Origin of the sequence: Fibrella arboris, assembly GCF_041321095.1 — a bacterium.
Classification (GTDB): domain Bacteria; phylum Bacteroidota; class Bacteroidia; order Cytophagales; family Spirosomataceae; genus Fibrella; species Fibrella arboris.
Map to the genome: position 1 here is coordinate 503,974 of NZ_JBGGWE010000002.1, position 16,651 is coordinate 520,624.

A 16,651-nucleotide genomic window follows, 5' to 3' on the forward strand; every position below is an offset into this window, starting at 1 on the left:
ATAGGCCTTGTCACTTCCAGTCTCTGGAAAATTTATTTTCACTTTTTCAACTCATAAATGCGAATGAAACATTCTACCAGACTAGCGCATAGCTGGTTAGTTGGCTTACTATTGCTACTGACTACGGCAACATACGCGCAGAAATCGGACAAAGTGCAGGCGTCCGAAGCGAAAATTACGGTTGATCTGCTGCGGATCCAGCAGGAAATCACAGGCACCTCGTCTAACTCATCGTCGAAAACAAAGGGGCTTGGCAAGCAGAATCAGTTTCTCAGAGTCGAGGATAACAGGGTTGCTATTGAGGCGGTAGTCGTTGATGGGCAGGATGCCTCCACGTTACTGGCTCAACTACAGTCGCTGGGCTTAACCGAAGGGATTTTCGAAAAGCGGATCGTGTCGGGACTGCTACCCATCGACAAAATCGATGAGCTGAAAAACCTGAGTGCGCTTCGGTTTGCCCGTCCTTCTTACGAGCCCATTCACAACATTGGGAACGTAACGTCGCAGGGTGACCGGGCGATGAAAGCCGATGTGGCCCGGCAGGTAAATAGTGTGACGGGGAGCGGCACTAAAATCGGTGTCATCTCGGACTCGTATAACGCCAAAGGAGGCGCAGCTGCCGGGGTAGCTTCCGGCGATTTACCCAATGTACAGGTGATCGACGATTATCTCGTTGCGTCGGCAACCGACGAAGGGCGGGCGATGGTTGAATTGGTTCACGACGTAGCCCCAGACGCGGCCGTTGCTTTTAATACGGCAAACAGAGGGCAGGCCGGGTTTGCCAAAGGCATCCGGGATCTGGCAGCAGCAGGCTGTAATGTGATCGTCGACGACGTGATCTACTTCGCGGAGCCTTTCTTCCAGGACGGCATTATTGCCCAGGCGGTCGATGAAGTGAAGTCGACCCGGAACGTAACGTATTTCTCATCGGCAGGTAACAATGCCCGGAACTCCTACCAAAGTGCGTATTCGGAACTTACTCCCTTTGCCGGCCCATTCGCGAATGACCCGTACATTGGGGCGCATAATTTTGGCGGCGGCGACATTCGTCATTCGGTGACCGTACCGGCCCGGAGCTCAATTCGAATGGGTTTCCAGTGGGACAATCCGTTCGCTTCGGTTAGCGGCGGCGCTGGTGCCCAAACAGACATGGACCTTCTGGTTTATCGAGGCACCACGTTCCAGTCAAATATCATCGGCTATACGAATAACCTGGGTGGCGATCCCCTTGAGCTGGTTACGTTAACCAATACTACGAACGCGGCTATAACGTATGATTTGATCATAGCCCATTATGCTGGCCCTGCTCCAACGCTGGTTAAGTGGGTAGCTTTCACCAACGGGCTGGGCATCACCTTTGAATACCCTACCCGGAGTTCTACCTGTGTGGGCCACGCCAATGCCGCTGGTGCTATTGCTACCGGTGCAGCTGATTACCGCCGGACACCAGTGTTCAACCCATCGCTGACGACTGCCGTACTCGAAGGCTTCTCGTCGGCTGGTGGAACTCCTATCCTGTTCAACACCGCCGGGCAACGCATTGCTACGGTGATCCGTCAGAAACCAGAGATCACCTCAGTGGATGGCGGTAACACAACGTTCTTCGGCAGTGACGTCGAAGGCGATGGTTTTCCTAACTTCTTTGGTACGTCGGCCGCCGCTCCGCATGCCGCCGCCGTTGCCGCACTGTTGCAGCAGTTTAACAGAAACCAATTGTCGCCAGACCGAATCCTGACCCTGCTGGAGCAAACGGCACTGGATATGGACGACCCGGCGACAACGGGTTTCGATACCGGTTTCGATACAGGAACCGGTTATGGGTTTATTCAGGCAGACAGAGCCCTGGAGGCGAGTAACACCGCTCCAACGGTTGCCAACGCCATTCCGGCACAGTCTGGGCGGGTAGGCGAAGCTTTTTCTTACGTCATTCCGACCAACACGTTCACCGACCTGCAAACCCCTACTTCACTGACGCTATCGGTTACTGGCCTGCCAGCGGGATTGTCATTCACTGCACCGGCTACCATCAGCGGCACGCCGTTGACAGCCATTGGCTCTCCTTTTTCCATTACAGTAACAGCGACCGATCCAGGCGGCCTGTCAGGGTCTACTACATTTTTGCTGACGATCCAGCCACCCGTTTCGCCGTTGCTGACAATACTGCATCGGGACGTGGATAACTACGCCGACAATAATGCCATCCAACCCGTCTTGCAGATTCAAAACAACAGCAGCCTGTCTCTGCCTTATTCAGCCCTGACCTTACGCTACTACGTGACGGTTGAAAATGCCGCCACGCTAAGCAACCTGTTTATCAACTACGCGCAGCTAGGCAATCAGAATGTGCGGCTTCGTTACGTACCCCTTTCACCTGCGCAACAGGGTGCTCAGGGGTACGTAGAGTTCAGCTTTACGTCGGGAGCAGGAAATCTGGCACCGGGAGCCAACTCAGGGTCGATTCAGGCGTATTTCGCCAAAGGCGACTACGGTTCCCTCAACGAACTGGATGATTACTCGTATGCCACTGTGCGCAACCAGCTAATCGCCAATTCACGTATCACAGCTTATTATAACGGCGTGTTGATTGCGGGTCAGGAACCAGGCACAAGCAGCCCGCCACCGACTGCTTCGGGCCGGACCCTGCGCGCACTGACAGAAAGCAAGAATGGCCCGTCGGCCACGCAGATCAACACGTACCTGGAGGTACGTAACGAGGGAAACACAGCGGTTAACTACAGCGATCTGAAGGTGCGGTATTACTTCACCGCCGATGGCCCGGAAAACCTGCAGGTGGAAGTAGATGAGGGCAATGTGCGCGCGCAGCTCTACACGTTGTCTCCCGCCGCCACCAACGCAGATCGGTACGTGGAGATCAGCTTTAACCAAAGTGGTCAGCTAGCCCCGCAAAGCAGCACCGGAACCATTCGCTACCGCATCAGCAAACCCCAGGGTGGTCGTTTCAACCAGACAAACGACTATTCTTACCAGGAGCAACCCGCCGACCGCAGCCAGAATAACCGCGTAGTGGTTTACGTAGCCGGTGAGCGTGCGTGGGGCACTGAGCCAGCAAGCACGGCCTCGGCCCGTATAGCCTCGGCTGAGCCCGGTACGGAGCTGGCGGTAACGCTGATGGGCAATCCGGTACGGAACGATGTCGTCTCCTTTCAGGTCACGGGAGCCCGCGCTGAACCTTTGCAAGTTCAGCTTGTCACGGCTCAGGGTCAGGTTGTTGCCCGGAAGCTGGTGGCTAGTCCGCAAGACGTGGAACAGCATGACCTATCGGTAGGGAACCAGGGTGTTGGTGTTCTTATGCTGCAGGTAAGCACCCCCACTCAGAGCCGGACGGTGAGGGTACTTAAAGCCGAATAGCCTGTACTCAGTAGTACCTTTTATACGCCAAAGGGCCCGCTCAATTGGGAGTGGGCCCTTTGGCTTCTGATGAATACCGACAAACTGCTCCGGCAAGGACTAACTACGCTGGCAGGTAGATACTAAACGTAGCGCCAGCATCTGGCTGGCTGGTAGCGGTGATCGTTCCCCCATGATTGGCCACTACTTTCTCGCAGATGGCCAGGCCAATACCCGTGCCCGCATATTTACTCTTTCCGTGCAGCCGCTGGAAAACCTGAAAAATTCGGTCTACATATTTCTGTTCAAACCCAATTCCGTTGTCTGCCACGTCAATCCGGTAATAAGATTTGGCCTGTCGGTTAGGTCTGGCTGTTGCCGGAAGCTGTGAATTGCGCAACACGTCGGCCTTTATTGAAACCTGAGGCGGTACGTCAGGTCGCCGGAATTTAAGGGCATTGTTAATCAAATTCTGAAAGAGCTGTCCTAACTGCGACTGATCGCCCAACACGGTTGGTAGTGTATCGACAGACACACTAGCGCCTGTCTCGGCAATAATCATTTCCAGATCGCCGAGCACCAGGGTCACTACCTGATTGAGATCGACGAGTGCTTTGGTTTCCTGATGGGTAGCAATGCGGGAGAAAGTCAGTAGATCCTGAATCAGGGTCGACATTCGGCCAGCGGCTCCCTGCATCCGATCCAGGTAATCGATGCCACCGCCCAGGGTGTCGGCAAACTGATCGTGCAATAAGGCGCCGAATGACTGGATCTTACGAAGTGGCTCCTGCAGATCGTGACTGGCCACGTAGGCAAACTGTTGCAGATTCTCGTTCGAGCGGCTGAGCAGGTGGTTCAGTTCATTTAGTTGATCATTGGTGGCCGCCATCTCATCATAGTTGGCGAGCAGTTCTTCATTGGAAGCCATCAACTCCTCGTTCATAGCCGCCAGTTCTTCAGTGCGCTGATGCACCTGCTGTTCCAGCTGAACAGACAACGAACGATAGCGCGCCTCACTCTCTTCCAGTTTCTGGCGGGCAAGTACCTGCTCTGTTACATCAACAGCCATATCCATGATGGCGTATACCTCACCGGCGGCGTTACGTAAAGGTTTGTAGGTGAAGTCGAAATAGAACGTACCCAGCACACCACCTACTTTTAGCTCGGCGCGGGCATCCCGTGCCTCGTAGGCCTCGCCTGTCGTAAATACGGTGTCGAGTATAGTCAGAAAGGATTGGCCCCTCAACTCAGGAACACCCTCTGCCAGGGGCAGGCCCAGCGCAGTATGGTCTTTCCCCCAGAAACCAAGCATTTTATCATTGGCAATCTCAATCCGCATTTCGCGGCCCACAAACAGACAAGTGGCCACTGGCGCCTCTTCGATCAGGGTACGAAACTTCGCTTCGCTTTCCTCCAGTTGCTGCTGCGCTATCACTTGCTGTGTCACATCCGTCGACATATCCATGATGGCGTACACCTCGCCATTCGCATTCCGGATAGGTTTATGAATCAGGTCGAAGTAATACGTTCGCAGTTGGCCATCAACAAACAGCTCGGCCTTCACGTTACGGGCCGAATAGGTTTTTCCCGTCGTGAACACTTCATCCAGAATCTGAAGATGAGGCTGCCCTTTTAGTTCAGGCAAAGCCTCGATCAGCGTTTTGCCAACCACGCTCTTGTCTCGCCCCCAGTACCCAAGCATGACCTCATTCACCACCTCGATCCGAAGCTCGCGACCCACAAACAGACAGGTAGAAACGGGGGCTTCCTCAATAAGTGACCGAAAATTGAGCGCGTTCTCTGCCAGCTCCCGTTGCTGGCAATCCAATGTGGTTGGGGTAACCTCCTGCAATACACCCGCAAAGCGCAGCCCTTGATGTTTGTCCGAAAAAAAGCACCGTCCGGTTGACCGTACCCGGCGCTGCCTGCCGTCGGCAAAATCAACCAGTCGGTAGGTGATGTCCAGTAGACCTTCAGACTGCGGGTTCATGGCCCACTCAACAGCCTGATTGACCCGGCTAACGTCATCGGCATGAATGGCCGTCAGCGTTTGCGCGTAGTGGATTGGCCCACCAGTCGGGAAGCCATAAAAACGGCGGCACTGATCGTCCCAGTTTATCAGTCTTGTGGTGGGATCCAACTCCCATATTCCGAGCCCTGCCGCCTGTAGTGCAAAGCCAGGATCGGGTTGCTGCGGTACTGTATTAGCTGGCGTCGGCTTATCAGGACCAATCATGTGGCTGATTAAATAGAATATGATCGTGCAAAATAAGAAGACAGCCGTGAAAAAGTCGACACTGGTTTTCAGGTAGTGGCAATCAGGAATGAACTATGCCGGCCTGATGGTGGTCATTAACCTGAGTCAACTCAGTCAATCTTATTGATCCGATACGGAATAGCATGAAACTCACCTGGACTTTCTACCCTCAGCCGCGTGTATCGGTAACACTGACGGTGGTCTACGTACCTGAACTGGACACCAGGCAACTGGAATCAGGCGGTTTTCTGGATACGGAGACCAATTACGCGTATGTCGACTGGGTCACCTTTCGGCGGTTCGATGAGGCGGATGTGAAGGGGCGGCGAGACGCCTTTAGTCGATTGACGCGTGGCACTGATCAGACGGTGGTCAATGGCCGCTAGTCATTTTACGGCTAACTTGCCGCTATGATAGACTACCTGAAGTCAACAACGATCTATTGCCTGGCCATCGTTTCGCTCCTAACGGCCTGCCAGCCTGGCGATCAGACGCCCTGCGAGGCCACACCCGTTACTACCACCGCGCCCAAGGCTGAGCAAGCCGACCTGAAAGCCTATATCGATGCCAACAAGATTGAGGCTGTGGCCGATGAACGGGGTTTTTATTATTCGATTCAGAATCCGGGCAAAGGCACTAAACCTACCGTTTGTTCGCGCGTATCGGTCAATTACGCTGGGAAATTAACCAATGGAACTTCCTTCGATAGCGGCGACGACGTGCGCTTTGGTCTGAACCAATTGATTCTGGGTTGGCAGGAAGGCATTCCGCTGATTGCCCCCGGTGGACGCATCACCCTGTATCTTCCCCCAAGTCTGGCTTACGGCGAGCAGGAGCAGTCGGGTATTCCGGCCAAGTCAATCCTGATCTTCCAAATCGATCTGCTGACGGTCGATTAGCTTTACCAACACCTGCCGATCTACTACGTGCTTCCCTTCGAAAGGAACCAGTTCCAACTGAGGCACATCGGTCTTGAGGCGGTTCAGGTACAAATCGATGTCGCTCAACTGGCTGATGTACTCGTCCTGCTCACCATACACGTAAGAAACCGGGAGGTCGATGATCGTTTCGGGACTCAGCACATCACTGAGTCCGTTGGGGAAATAGCCCGCCCAAAGCAGTAGCCGGTCAGCACGTAGTTGTCTGCTTTTGTCGACCCACCGGCAGGCTGTTGACGCTCCCTGCGAGAAGCCCATCAGTGTAACGTCTAGATCGTCAAGCGTCCGGTCTCCCAGAACCTCAGCCAGTACCTGATCAAGGTAAGCCACGTAATCGATCACTTCGTTGTCGCGGTCTTCGCGGGTAAGCCAGGACGCACCCACTTTTCCGTACTGTTGGTCAGTATAAAACCTCGACAGCCCCTCAGGCGCAACGATCAGGGTTTCGTCATCGGCCACCACATCGAACCGACGGATAAAATACTGCGCCAGCTGGCCATACCCGTGGAGCACAAACCAGATCCGGCGGATCGTCGCCGGCAACGTACCTGGCCGGTGCGCCGCTTCGGCAGACCCGCCCAGTGTGTAGTAGCGGGCGGTCCGTTGAACCGTTACGTGGTGTTCTGTGATCATGCCTTCCGATCGAACCGCGACGACTGGCGATCCTGTTTTTTGTGTTCGTAATGGGCTTTGTCTGCCACGTAAAGCGTTCGTTCAAGCTGGGCGTACACGACCCCGTCCGTATCAACCCATTCGAGTGGCAATACGCGTTCCGTTTGTCCATTGGCGGCTACATCGGCCCGGATGCCGTCGATCAGTTCATCCGTCAGCACGTACCTGGCGTAGAGCGTGGTGCGGCCCGGCTTTCGAAAGCGGATACTGGCCGCTTTATCCCACACCACAAAATCGCGCCCAAGTACATGATACAGCATCAGCATGTAAAACGGGTCGGATGCGGAGAACAGACTCCCGCCAAAAATTGTCCCGACATAATTGTAGGTCCAGATGTTCCGGCGGAGGCGTATGTGTACTTCCCGCCAGTCGCCCGACCAGAACAGGATTTTTCCGCCGGTGCCGAAATACATCGGATACCAGTTCATAAACGTTCTGAATCGCCAGCTTTTGCCCGATTCGGTCCGGGTAGTTTGCAGCACTGTCGGTTTCATACGGGTAGAAACGTTGAGTAGGAAGTAAAACAGCCGGTTACGCGTAGCGCTTTCCTTTTTTGATTGCCTGCGAAATCTGCCCGCAGTGATACGAGTTATGGTGCATCAGGAACTGCAGAACGCCCATCCGTGGAATCTCGCCAAAGGGTGTGGTCACGATCTCTGTCCACTGCTCATCTGACGTTTGCTTGATGCGTTCGGCAATGAGCGCAAATCCACTGTTGAGCACCTGCCTCACCATTGACAGATCAAGTACCCGGCCATCGTCAGACATGCCACCCGTTGCCTGGGTTTCCAGGTCAGTGTCATGGTTGAATAATAATTTGGCGAACCGGTGTATCGCTTCGCCGGTGTGAAGGGTGATAAATGCCGCCGACGCCGTGTCGGGCGTTAGACGAAACCGAGCCGTTTCGTCGGTCATTTTGTTGATCGGCCCCATGATCGTGAGCTGATTGACGCTCCACTGACGGGCTAAAACTTCCTGAATAGTCATCGAAAAAAGAGTTGGTAAGTTTAGTGAGGTAATTGACGAATAGCTTCCGACAGCGCAGATAGGCCGGTAAGTGCTTCGGGACCGAGCTGCTCACGTACCTGGGTGTTCAACGCTTTCCAGATCTTGTGACAGCGTTTTGCCAGCAGGCGACCATCTTCAGTAAGGTACAGGCCCTGTCGAATGTTATCGGTCAGCCAGCCGTTGCGCTGAAGCAACTGTAGATCCCGACTCAGCGCCGACTTTTCGATCTGGAGTTGCTGCGACAAAACGGTTTGCCGCACACCGGGCTGCGCAAACATATACATGAGCAGGCTAGCCTGCGCAAACGTGACCCCCTCCCCCACAAAGGCATCATTGTAGAGGTTGGTGACTACCCGCGCCAGCCGACGTACCTGCCCTGCCACACAAGCGTTTATATCTGTCATGTGGCAAAAATAAGTACCAAAGTTGCATATGCAACTCTCCAGCACAATAAAAAAGCCACGCTCGTCTACCGTGGCTTCTCTGTGTCACCTGCCAGCAACCGATCCGCTGGTCAGTTGATCAGCTCGGGGTTACTCTTTTTCCACTTGACCTCCCGATTCGACAGAAACCAGGTTTTGCCTTTATCGTTGTTGCCCTGATAAAACAGGTACGTCTTACCGGTGGGGGCCGTAAAAATATGCGGATGACCCGACTCGCTGCTGTTCCAGCTTCCGGGGGCCCCGTTGTGCAGAAAAGGCTCGGTCTGGGTACGTTCCCAATGCAGGCCATCGTTACTGCGGGCCACGCCGATCTGCTGCGGCCAGTTGTTGTAGGCACCGGCATAAAACATGACCAGTTCATTTCCGCGTTGAATCACCGATGCGCCTTCAATGCACTCGCCTTCCCAGGGCAATTCCGGCTTCAGGATTGGCCCATCTGTCGACAGCAACGTCCAGTCTTTACGGTCAAAATTGGTCGTTGCGGGCGCCACGGCAACGCCTAGCTGCTGAATTTTGAAGGCAGGGTCACGCGTGGCGAAATACAGAAAGTAGCGATCCCTGAACTGAATCACCTCTGCGTCAATGGCCCGCCCACACGACCAGTCGCTGAGGGCGGGCTTGACAATCGGGTTAGTCGGATTACGGTCGAAATGAACACCGTCGCTCGACACGGCATGGCAGATCGCGTCGTTGCGGCCGTTGCCGTAGGTCTGGTAGAACAGATGTACCTTTTCATCCCGGACCAGAGCGCCCGGCGCGCATAATCCTTTCCGTTCGTAGTCGGCAGCGGGGGCTATTTCGGCGATTTTCTGCCAGGTTGTTAAGTCCCGGCTTTCAGCAATGCCAATCCCCCAACGATCGGCTCCAGACGAATCTTTGCTCACCGGCACGGAATAATAAAGGAGGTATCGGTTTTTGAACCAGACCACGTGCGGATCTTTAGCGTAGCCTCCCGGCCGGTGATCTGTATCACCAAACATCATTGTCGGCTTTGTAGACTGAGCCTGAGCTGGCTTGATCAATGCACCAACCAACACTAAAGCAACGATAAGACCCTCAACTAGTTTTCTCATAATCAACTACTTACTAAATCGACATACGTACAAGATCTAGCCTTATGCTGAGCCTGATGAAGCATGAAGGCTGTTCACGAGGTTGGATGCTGTTCGTAGATGGTCCAGTGTTGAAGCTGGCCAGTCTGTTTACCCATCAGGATGACCCGCGAATTGGTCGATCCTTTTTCGTTGGCCGGCGTGATATAGAGTTGCGAGCCCTTCAGCCGGATCAGGTACGTATTGGCCGCAACGGAAATAAACTCCCACTCCTGATTGGGTGCCGTAGTTGATAGTGGTCGCTGTTCCAGGGCCACACCTGCTTTCGGATCAGCCTCGACGGGTTGAAGTGTTTTGCGGGTAAAAAGGTTTTTCAGTTTATAGCTGCCATTGCCATCGCCAACGGATGTCGGCTGAAAATCCCAGGTCATGCACTTCCAGTTTACCGGGTTGTAGAGCACAAGGGGCGTCCCGTCTTTCCGGTTGGCGTCTTCTACCCGGAGCAACATGCCCGTCTGCACATTTTTAATGGCATATGTCCCTTTAAGTGACTGAGCAAACAAAACCGTTTGATTTAGCAGTGCATAAATCAACCAAAGACCAACGAGCAAGTGCTTTTTCATAACAGGGAAAGTGTCTAGCAGGGAAATAGGTGAAAATAGCTGACGCATGGCCCGTCGACCGCAGCGGCGGGCCATGCGTCAGCCATAAACCAGCGCGAAGCAATGCTAGAAGGATTTTGTTTTATGAGAAAGCCCTGTCAGTTCATAGAAGTGACAGGATTCAAGTTGACAAATCCGGTTTTGGAGCTAACTATTCCTACAGCAGCCCGGCACTCCTTTTCAGGCAAGTACGCAGGCGTAGTTAGGAGAGTTTCTCCGGCACGATGAACAGAATTTTCAGGATGGCTACTTTACCCGCACAAAAGGACCAGCGCAGAATAAATCCTGAAATCCTGTTCATCCAGTCGAAAAGCTACACCAGTTTTTCTTTCAGGAATTTTGTGGTGCGTTCCCAGGCCAGTTTAGCAGCGGCTTCGTTGTAGCGGGTTGGGGCCGTATCGTTGTTGAAGGCGTGCTGTGCTCCTTCGTATACATACAATTCGTAGGGCACCTTGGCCGCTTTCAAGGCGGCTTCGTAAGCCGGAATACCGGCATTGATGCGCTCGTCGAGGCCACCGTAATGGAGTTGCACGGCCGCCTTGATCTTGGGTACGTCGGCGGCTTCGGGCTGGCGGCCATAGAACGGCACGGCCGCCTTCAGGTCCGGCGAATGGATGGCTAGTTGGTTGGCCATAGCACCGCCCCAACAGAAGCCAACACAGCCCACCTTGCCGGTGCTATCGGGGCGATTCTTCATGTACTCGACTCCTTTCACGAAGTTGTTACGCGTCACCGTTGCATCGAGCTTGCCGAACAAGTCGCGCATCTGAGTTTCGTCGGTTGGCGTACCGCCAGCCGCTGACAGCGCATCGGGGGCCATGGCCACGAAGCCGGCCAGCGCCATCCGCCGGGTAATGTCTTCGATGTGCGGGTTCAGCCCCCGGTTTTCGTGAATCACCACCACGGCAGGGTATTTTCCAGCCGCCGCCGGACGAGCCAGATAGCCTTTCATGGTTGTGCCGTCGCCCGGGTAGGTGATCGACTCTGTTTTGATCCGGTCGTCGGTATGGGCTACGGTGGCGGCGTGTGCATAGTTGACTTCCAGTAGTGGCAAAACGCTCATGGCAGCAGCCATGCTCCCCGTTAATTTGGCCAGTCGCTTCAGGAAATCGTCGCGTTTGAGTGGCTTGTGCGTGTATTCGTCGAACAGGTTAATAATGCGCTGATCCATGCTTGGTTTTTAGCTAGTTAGTGTTGATTGGAAAGATCGATTACGCAGTTTCGTCGTTGGTAAGCCAGACTACTTTTTGCTCTGATTGATGGGATTGTCCCAGCACGTCGGCATACAGATCGGGGCGGCGGGCCTTGCGGTAGCGATAACCACCCGCCTGCTGTAGTTTTTCGGGCGTACAGGTGGCCGTTACGACCTCATTACCCAACTGGCGGCACTCGGCCAGAATATCCCCGAACGGATCCAGAATCATGGAGCACCCATTTTTGAGCTGGTCTTCGTCCATGCCGATTGGATTCGAGAAAACCACGTAGATACCATTGTCATAGGCGCGGGCGGGCAACCATTTCATGAGCCAGGTACGTCCTTTCAGCCCGTCGAACTCCAGCCGGAGGGAGGTTGGATCGGCCTCCCGGTTTGCCCACAAGGCTGGATCGGCAAAGCCAGCGCCGGGCCGGGTAGAGGGCGTCATCATGGTCACGTGTGGCATAAAAATAATGTCGGCACCGAGCAAGGCCGTGGCCCGTACGTTCTCCACGATATTGTTGTCGTAGCAGATAAGAATGCCGCATGTCCAGCCAAACAGCTCGAAGATGACGTATTCGTTGCCAGGTAGAATATGCGGATTGATGAACGGATGCAGCTTGCGGTACTTGGCCACCAGCCCATTCTTATCAACGCAGACGTAGGCTTTAAAGAGCTGATCGTCCTGGTCTTTTTCAAACAGGCCAGCCAGTACGACAATATTATGCTCCCGGGCGATCTGCCGAAGCGATTCGATACTTTCCCCCTCCGGGATAAACTCGGCCACCGCCAGCATCTGCTCTTTCGACAGGTGCCGGGCAAAGGTATAACCCGTGATGGAGCATTCGTGAAAGGCAACGACCTCCGCTCCCTGCCGGGCGGCCTCTCCCGCCAGTTGCCTGATGATGGCCAGATTCGCGGCCTTATCGCCACTGGCATTTTCAAACTGGGCAGTCGCAATTTTCAGGTTCTGCATAAGCTGGTCTAACGTAGGCGGTTTAGCACTCGAACGCAAAAGAGAGAAACAAGAGCAGGTTACCGTGCAGGGGGACAAAAAAGCCGGTTTACCAGTCTGTTTCGCTTATTTTTGACCAAAGCAATCAACCAGAACGATGCGTAAATTCTTTTTTCTCTTCATCAGCCTGCCTTTATTCGCCACCGCCCAACACACGTTGAAGGGCGATCCGTTTGCGCACACTTTTTCCATTGTTGCCCGCGACGAAAAGACGGGCGATCTGGCCGTTGGGGTTCAAAGCCACTGGTTTTCGGTAGGTACGTCGGTTTCGTGGGGCGAGGCAGGCGTTGGCGTAGTGGCGACCCAGTCGTTCACCAATAAATCGTTTGGCATTCGAGGCCTTCAACTGCTCAAATCGGGCAAGACAGCCCAGGAAGCCCTGGATGAATTACTCCGTACCGACGAAGGCCGCGAGGTACGGCAGGTAGCCATTGCCGACGCCAAAGGCAACGTGGCCGTACATACCGGCAATAAATGCATCGATTTTGCCGGGCATAAAAAAGGCAAGAACTTTTCGGTGCAGGCCAACATGATGCTTACCAATACCGTACCTGATGCGATGGCAACGGCGTTTGAAAAAAACAGTGCTCTGCCCCTTCCCGAACGGGCATTGAGCGCGTTGAACGCAGCCCAGGCTGCCGGCGGCGACATTCGTGGTCGGCAATCGGCAGTGCTCCTGGTGGTGAAGGGTAAGGCAACGGACGAACCCTGGAACGACAATCACCTCGTAGACTTGCGGGTAGACGACGCGGAACAGCCGCTGACGGAGATGGGGCGTCTGCTACGTACTCACCGTGCGTATGAGTTCATGAACAATGGCGATCTGGCCACAGAGAAAAACGATATGAAAGCCGCGATGGAAGCCTACGGTGCAGCCATGAAGCTCTTCCCGAAAAATCTGGAAATGCAATACTGGACCGCCATTGCGCTCGCCAACACCAAACAGGTCCCCAAAGCCGCCAGTATGCTACGCGGCATTTACGCACAGGACCAGAACTGGCGCGAACTCACCCGCCGATTACCCAAGGTTGGTTTACTGACGGTTTCGGAATCGGAGCTGGCGCAATTGATTAAATAAGTTTACCGTTTGCTGTTTACCGTTTTCTGTTGCGCTGCCTGGGAAGGTAATTTAGCCTTTGCAGCGCAACAGAAAACGGTAAACTAAAAACCTACCGCCCCATCCAGCCACCGTCGACGGTGAGGATGGTGCCGTGAACGTAGCTGGCGGCTTCTGATGCCAGGAATACCACCGGACCTTTGAAATCCTCGGGCTCACCCCAACGGGCTGCCGGAATACGACCAAGGATCGATGCACTCCGGTCGGCGTCGGCGCGGAGGGCTTCGGTATTATCGGTCGAAATGTAGCCGGGTGCAATGGCGTTCACGTTGAGGCCTTTACTTGCCCATTCGTTGGCGAATGCTTTCACCAGGCTACCGATTGCGCCTTTGCTGGCGGCATAGCCAGGTACGTTGATCCCACCCTGAAAGGTCAGAAGAGACGCTGTGAAAATGACTTTGCCGCTCCCCTGCTCAATCATCCGTTTGCCGATTTCGCGCGTCAGAATGAACTGGGCATTCTGGTTCACCTCAATTACCTCGTCCCAGTAGGCATCGGTATGTTCGGCGGCGGGCTGACGCAGTATTGTGCCTGCATTGTTCACCAGAATGTCGATGACGGGATGGGCGGCTTTTACTTTTTCGATAAAGGCGTATAGCGACGCACGCTGCCCGAAATTAGCCTGGTACGCGTAAAAGCGACGGCCCAGTGCGTTAACGGCCTGTCCCACGGCGCTTCCTTCGGCGGGCAAATTGGCAGACACGCCAATGATGTCGGCTCCTGCTTCGGCCAGCGCCTCGGCCATGGCTTTGCCGATACCCCGATTGCAACCTGTTACTAAAGCAACCTTACCGGCTAATGAAAATGAGTGAAGTACGTTGGGCATTGTGGAGGAAAGAGATTTTGTATAAAGAGTTTAGATCAGTACTGTTTGAGGGTGTGTTTACTGCGTTAAGGCTTGTTGCTCCGCGCTGCGGTCGAAGGGCCTACAGCGCGAAGCCTAGCTCGCGAAGCAATTAACAGACACACCGCTTACTTTGGCCATTGCGCTAACGGTAAAACAGGTAACGAGCCCGAATTGCCCGCTTTTTCGGGAAGTAATAGCACGGTAAGCGCTGATGTTGACCCAGCTGGCAACGTGACCTCAAAGCCAACTAACGTGGTGCCCGTGTTCGGATTTTCAAAACTACGCGAGGGCGTCGTTGGCCAGGTTTTCATGACCACCTTAGCCGGTGCCTGTACCTGTAGTGTAAGCTTCTTGCCATTCTTTGTCAGTTCAGCCCGGTTGTCGCCGGTGATGGTTACCGTGGCGGGTGTGGCCATTGTCCAGCGTACAGTGGTTTCTTTCGGTAACGTTTCCAGCTCGTCGCGCACCAGCACGTACGACTTGTTCACGATGGCAACGCCCCGATTCGCTTTGGCGACCTGCTCACTGTAGATGGGCGTCAGATCGGTGGTCACGTTCATAAAGTCTGGTTTAGCCGACGACGACGTGATTTGTGAATGACCCTTTACTTGCTGAAGCTGACCATTGATGGTCAGCGTATTGTGTGCGAAGTTGTTATACCGGAATACCGTCCACCGCTCCGAGTCCTGCTTCATTCCCCACAGCTTGATGCCGTTCGTTTCCAGCGGATTATATTCTTCCATGCCGAAGTCCATCGCCCAGCGAACGCCATCGGCATCCATGACGAACGAGCCAACGTCCATGTGGCCGTGGTTGACGCTGGGCGATCCGGTTTTAACGCCAACGTAGATTGCCGCCGGGTCTGACCACGACGAGCGCATCATCGCCACCGGATTGGTACCGCTCCCCACCCAGACGTTCGACGTAGGTACGTTGATCTTGTCGAGTTTGAGCCCTGCGCTCCAGAGCATAACGGCCGGAATCAGTCGGTTTCTGACGTGTTTTGTGGCGGGTACCTGCTGTAGCTGGCGACGTTCTTCAAGCAACAGCGACGGGTCATGCAGCTTATTGGCAAACCAGAACATGGCGGGCTGCAACTCGCTGCCCCCGCCCGAATCGGAGTAGTTGAACGGCGTGCCGGTTGGGCCCGTCATGTTCTCCATGAACGACGCCGTTTTCATAAAACCGGGAGCCTCCGACAGGCCAAAATCTTGGCCAAACGCTTTTTCGAGGGCGCTGATCAGCAGTACGTTGAAGCTGGTTCCGTACCCCCAGTAACCGTACCCTTCCTGGTAGGCGCCCGTTGGCTTATAGTCCCCCATCGGCAATTTCACGGTTGTGATGGCGCGGTTGATCAGGGTACGGGCCAGTTCGGGATGGTCTTCGTAGATAGCCAGCGCACCATAGGCGATACCCGCGTTACAGACCTGATTCCAGTTATGGGTAGCTTTTAGCCAACTGTTGTTCTTGGGATCGAGCGACGGTTCGATGCCTTTTTTCACCATTGCGTCTCGAATCGTGGCCTTCGATTGATCCGACAAGCCGGTATATAACCAATCGTAGCCAATCGCCACGGCCAGGGTCATCTCAGCCACATCGAGGAAGTGCGACGGGTTCCAGTCGGTGAAGGCCGAAGCGGCCAGCATCTCCTTCTCGCCCCGTTTCAGGTACGTTGGTTGCTGGGTCAGTCGCCAGGCGTACGAGAGAATAAAAATGCGCCGAAGCGACTCACGCGATACGCTTAATAACCGTCGACCGATCAAGGTACGTTCGGGCATAGGCGCATTCAGCAATGCGTCAGCTTCTGCCAGAATAGCCTGATGCATTTTCGCCCAGGTCGGATCGGCGTTGATCGTTTTCTGAATCGTCTGCTCCTCCCCTTTCAACAGCAAGATCCGCGGATGAGCGGGCACCTTTGTCGCCGCATTTAATGGATTATCCTGACTGAAAGCAGGCAGGCTACTCAGTAAAACAATCAGTAGGAGATACAGCCGATTCTGGTTCATTACGAGGTTGGTTTAGGGAGCAGTAAATGTGTTGCTGAAAGTTGCTGACGCTATTAGTAATTCCGTTGTCGCTCGCCTGTGGCGAGTGGCT

Annotated in this window: 15 protein-coding genes; 4 read left to right on the forward strand and 11 right to left on the reverse strand. The window is 54.4% G+C overall.

The features are described 5' to 3' along the window. The first annotated feature begins 63 nt into the window (after nucleotides 1-63). Nucleotides 64-3,369 carry a cellulose binding domain-containing protein gene (locus ACAW75_RS04595; protein ID WP_370727499.1) on the forward strand — a complete coding sequence of 1,102 codons (3,306 nt, stop codon included), beginning with the start codon at nucleotides 64-66 and terminating at the stop codon, nucleotides 3,367-3,369. 103 nt (nucleotides 3,370-3,472) lie between these two features. Here ACAW75_RS04595 and ACAW75_RS04600 read toward each other — a convergent pair whose 3' ends face one another. Beyond that, nucleotides 3,473-5,584, reverse strand: coding sequence for a PAS domain-containing sensor histidine kinase (locus ACAW75_RS04600; RefSeq protein WP_370727500.1), 2,112 nt, complete (start codon nucleotides 5,582-5,584; stop codon nucleotides 3,473-3,475). 164 nt (nucleotides 5,585-5,748) lie between these two features. Between ACAW75_RS04600 and ACAW75_RS04605 the strand changes: the two genes are divergently transcribed. Continuing rightward, nucleotides 5,749-5,991: a hypothetical protein gene (locus ACAW75_RS04605; RefSeq protein ID WP_370727501.1), complete on the forward strand. Its 243-nt coding sequence runs from the start codon at nucleotides 5,749-5,751 to the stop codon at nucleotides 5,989-5,991. Between the two features lie 24 nt (nucleotides 5,992-6,015). Continuing rightward, entirely contained in the window at nucleotides 6,016-6,504 is a 489-nt protein-coding gene (locus tag ACAW75_RS04610) for an FKBP-type peptidyl-prolyl cis-trans isomerase (RefSeq protein ID WP_370727502.1), read from the forward strand. Here ACAW75_RS04610 and ACAW75_RS04615 read toward each other — a convergent pair. From ACAW75_RS04615 to ACAW75_RS04650, 8 genes are all read right to left on the reverse strand, one after another. Continuing rightward, nucleotides 6,463-7,176 (reverse strand): alpha/beta hydrolase, encoded by a 714-nt coding sequence (locus ACAW75_RS04615; RefSeq protein ID WP_370727503.1) that lies wholly within the window; start codon nucleotides 7,174-7,176, stop codon nucleotides 6,463-6,465. The two genes, ACAW75_RS04610 and ACAW75_RS04615, sit on opposite strands and share 42 nt — an antisense overlap. Next, on the reverse strand, nucleotides 7,173-7,709 hold the full coding sequence (locus ACAW75_RS04620; protein WP_370727504.1) for a DUF4442 domain-containing protein: 537 nt from the start codon (nucleotides 7,707-7,709) through the stop codon (nucleotides 7,173-7,175). Before ACAW75_RS04620 ends, ACAW75_RS04615 begins: the two co-directional genes overlap by 4 nt. A gap of 37 nt (nucleotides 7,710-7,746) precedes the next feature. Next, a complete protein-coding gene (locus tag ACAW75_RS04625; protein WP_370727505.1) occupies nucleotides 7,747-8,202 on the reverse strand; it encodes a DinB family protein in 456 nt (151 codons plus the stop codon). Nucleotides 8,203-8,222: 20 nt separating this feature from the next. Then, a complete protein-coding gene (locus tag ACAW75_RS04630; protein ID WP_370727506.1) occupies nucleotides 8,223-8,627 on the reverse strand; it encodes a MarR family winged helix-turn-helix transcriptional regulator in 405 nt (134 codons plus the stop codon). Between the two features lie 110 nt (nucleotides 8,628-8,737). Continuing rightward, nucleotides 8,738-9,739: a family 43 glycosylhydrolase gene (locus tag ACAW75_RS04635; protein ID WP_370727507.1), complete on the reverse strand. Its 1,002-nt coding sequence runs from the start codon at nucleotides 9,737-9,739 to the stop codon at nucleotides 8,738-8,740. 74 nt (nucleotides 9,740-9,813) lie between these two features. Beyond that, on the reverse strand, nucleotides 9,814-10,341 hold the full coding sequence (locus ACAW75_RS04640) for an RICIN domain-containing protein (RefSeq protein WP_370727508.1): 528 nt from the start codon (nucleotides 10,339-10,341) through the stop codon (nucleotides 9,814-9,816). A 352-nt stretch (nucleotides 10,342-10,693) separates the two neighbouring features. Continuing rightward, nucleotides 10,694-11,551: a dienelactone hydrolase family protein gene (locus ACAW75_RS04645; protein WP_370727509.1), complete on the reverse strand. Its 858-nt coding sequence runs from the start codon at nucleotides 11,549-11,551 to the stop codon at nucleotides 10,694-10,696. Nucleotides 11,552-11,591: 40 nt separating this feature from the next. Then, nucleotides 11,592-12,551 carry a nitrilase family protein gene (locus ACAW75_RS04650; RefSeq protein ID WP_370727510.1) on the reverse strand — a complete coding sequence of 320 codons (960 nt, stop codon included), beginning with the start codon at nucleotides 12,549-12,551 and terminating at the stop codon, nucleotides 11,592-11,594. Between the two features lie 136 nt (nucleotides 12,552-12,687). Between ACAW75_RS04650 and ACAW75_RS04655 the strand changes: the two genes are divergently transcribed. Next, entirely contained in the window at nucleotides 12,688-13,668 is a 981-nt protein-coding gene (locus ACAW75_RS04655) for a DUF1028 domain-containing protein (RefSeq protein WP_370727511.1), read from the forward strand. A 91-nt stretch (nucleotides 13,669-13,759) separates the two neighbouring features. Here ACAW75_RS04655 and ACAW75_RS04660 read toward each other — a convergent pair whose 3' ends face one another. Both ACAW75_RS04660 and ACAW75_RS04665 read right to left on the reverse strand, forming a co-directional pair. Beyond that, the gene (locus tag ACAW75_RS04660; protein WP_370727512.1) at nucleotides 13,760-14,533 is read right to left on the reverse strand and encodes an SDR family NAD(P)-dependent oxidoreductase; all 774 of its coding nucleotides are present in this window, start codon (nucleotides 14,531-14,533) and stop codon (nucleotides 13,760-13,762) included. A 146-nt stretch (nucleotides 14,534-14,679) separates the two neighbouring features. Continuing rightward, a complete protein-coding gene (locus tag ACAW75_RS04665) occupies nucleotides 14,680-16,560 on the reverse strand; it encodes a heparinase II/III domain-containing protein (protein WP_370727513.1) in 1,881 nt (626 codons plus the stop codon). Nucleotides 16,561-16,651: the final 91 nt, after the last annotated feature.

Coding starts and splice junctions, on each gene's coding strand:
- ACAW75_RS04595 (WP_370727499.1), top strand. CDS start 64: ATGAAACATTCTACCAGACTAGCGCATAGCTGGTTAGTTGGCTTACTA.
- ACAW75_RS04600 (WP_370727500.1), bottom strand. CDS start 5,584: ATGATTGGTCCTGATAAGCCGACGCCAGCTAATACAGTACCGCAGCAA.
- ACAW75_RS04605 (WP_370727501.1), top strand. CDS start 5,749: ATGAAACTCACCTGGACTTTCTACCCTCAGCCGCGTGTATCGGTAACA.
- ACAW75_RS04610 (WP_370727502.1), top strand. CDS start 6,016: ATGATAGACTACCTGAAGTCAACAACGATCTATTGCCTGGCCATCGTT.
- ACAW75_RS04615 (WP_370727503.1), bottom strand. CDS start 7,176: ATGATCACAGAACACCACGTAACGGTTCAACGGACCGCCCGCTACTAC.
- ACAW75_RS04620 (WP_370727504.1), bottom strand. CDS start 7,709: ATGAAACCGACAGTGCTGCAAACTACCCGGACCGAATCGGGCAAAAGC.
- ACAW75_RS04625 (WP_370727505.1), bottom strand. CDS start 8,202: ATGACTATTCAGGAAGTTTTAGCCCGTCAGTGGAGCGTCAATCAGCTC.
- ACAW75_RS04630 (WP_370727506.1), bottom strand. CDS start 8,627: ATGACAGATATAAACGCTTGTGTGGCAGGGCAGGTACGTCGGCTGGCG.
- ACAW75_RS04635 (WP_370727507.1), bottom strand. CDS start 9,739: ATGAGAAAACTAGTTGAGGGTCTTATCGTTGCTTTAGTGTTGGTTGGT.
- ACAW75_RS04640 (WP_370727508.1), bottom strand. CDS start 10,341: ATGAAAAAGCACTTGCTCGTTGGTCTTTGGTTGATTTATGCACTGCTA.
- ACAW75_RS04645 (WP_370727509.1), bottom strand. CDS start 11,551: ATGGATCAGCGCATTATTAACCTGTTCGACGAATACACGCACAAGCCA.
- ACAW75_RS04650 (WP_370727510.1), bottom strand. CDS start 12,551: ATGCAGAACCTGAAAATTGCGACTGCCCAGTTTGAAAATGCCAGTGGC.
- ACAW75_RS04655 (WP_370727511.1), top strand. CDS start 12,688: ATGCGTAAATTCTTTTTTCTCTTCATCAGCCTGCCTTTATTCGCCACC.
- ACAW75_RS04660 (WP_370727512.1), bottom strand. CDS start 14,533: ATGCCCAACGTACTTCACTCATTTTCATTAGCCGGTAAGGTTGCTTTA.
- ACAW75_RS04665 (WP_370727513.1), bottom strand. CDS start 16,560: ATGAACCAGAATCGGCTGTATCTCCTACTGATTGTTTTACTGAGTAGC.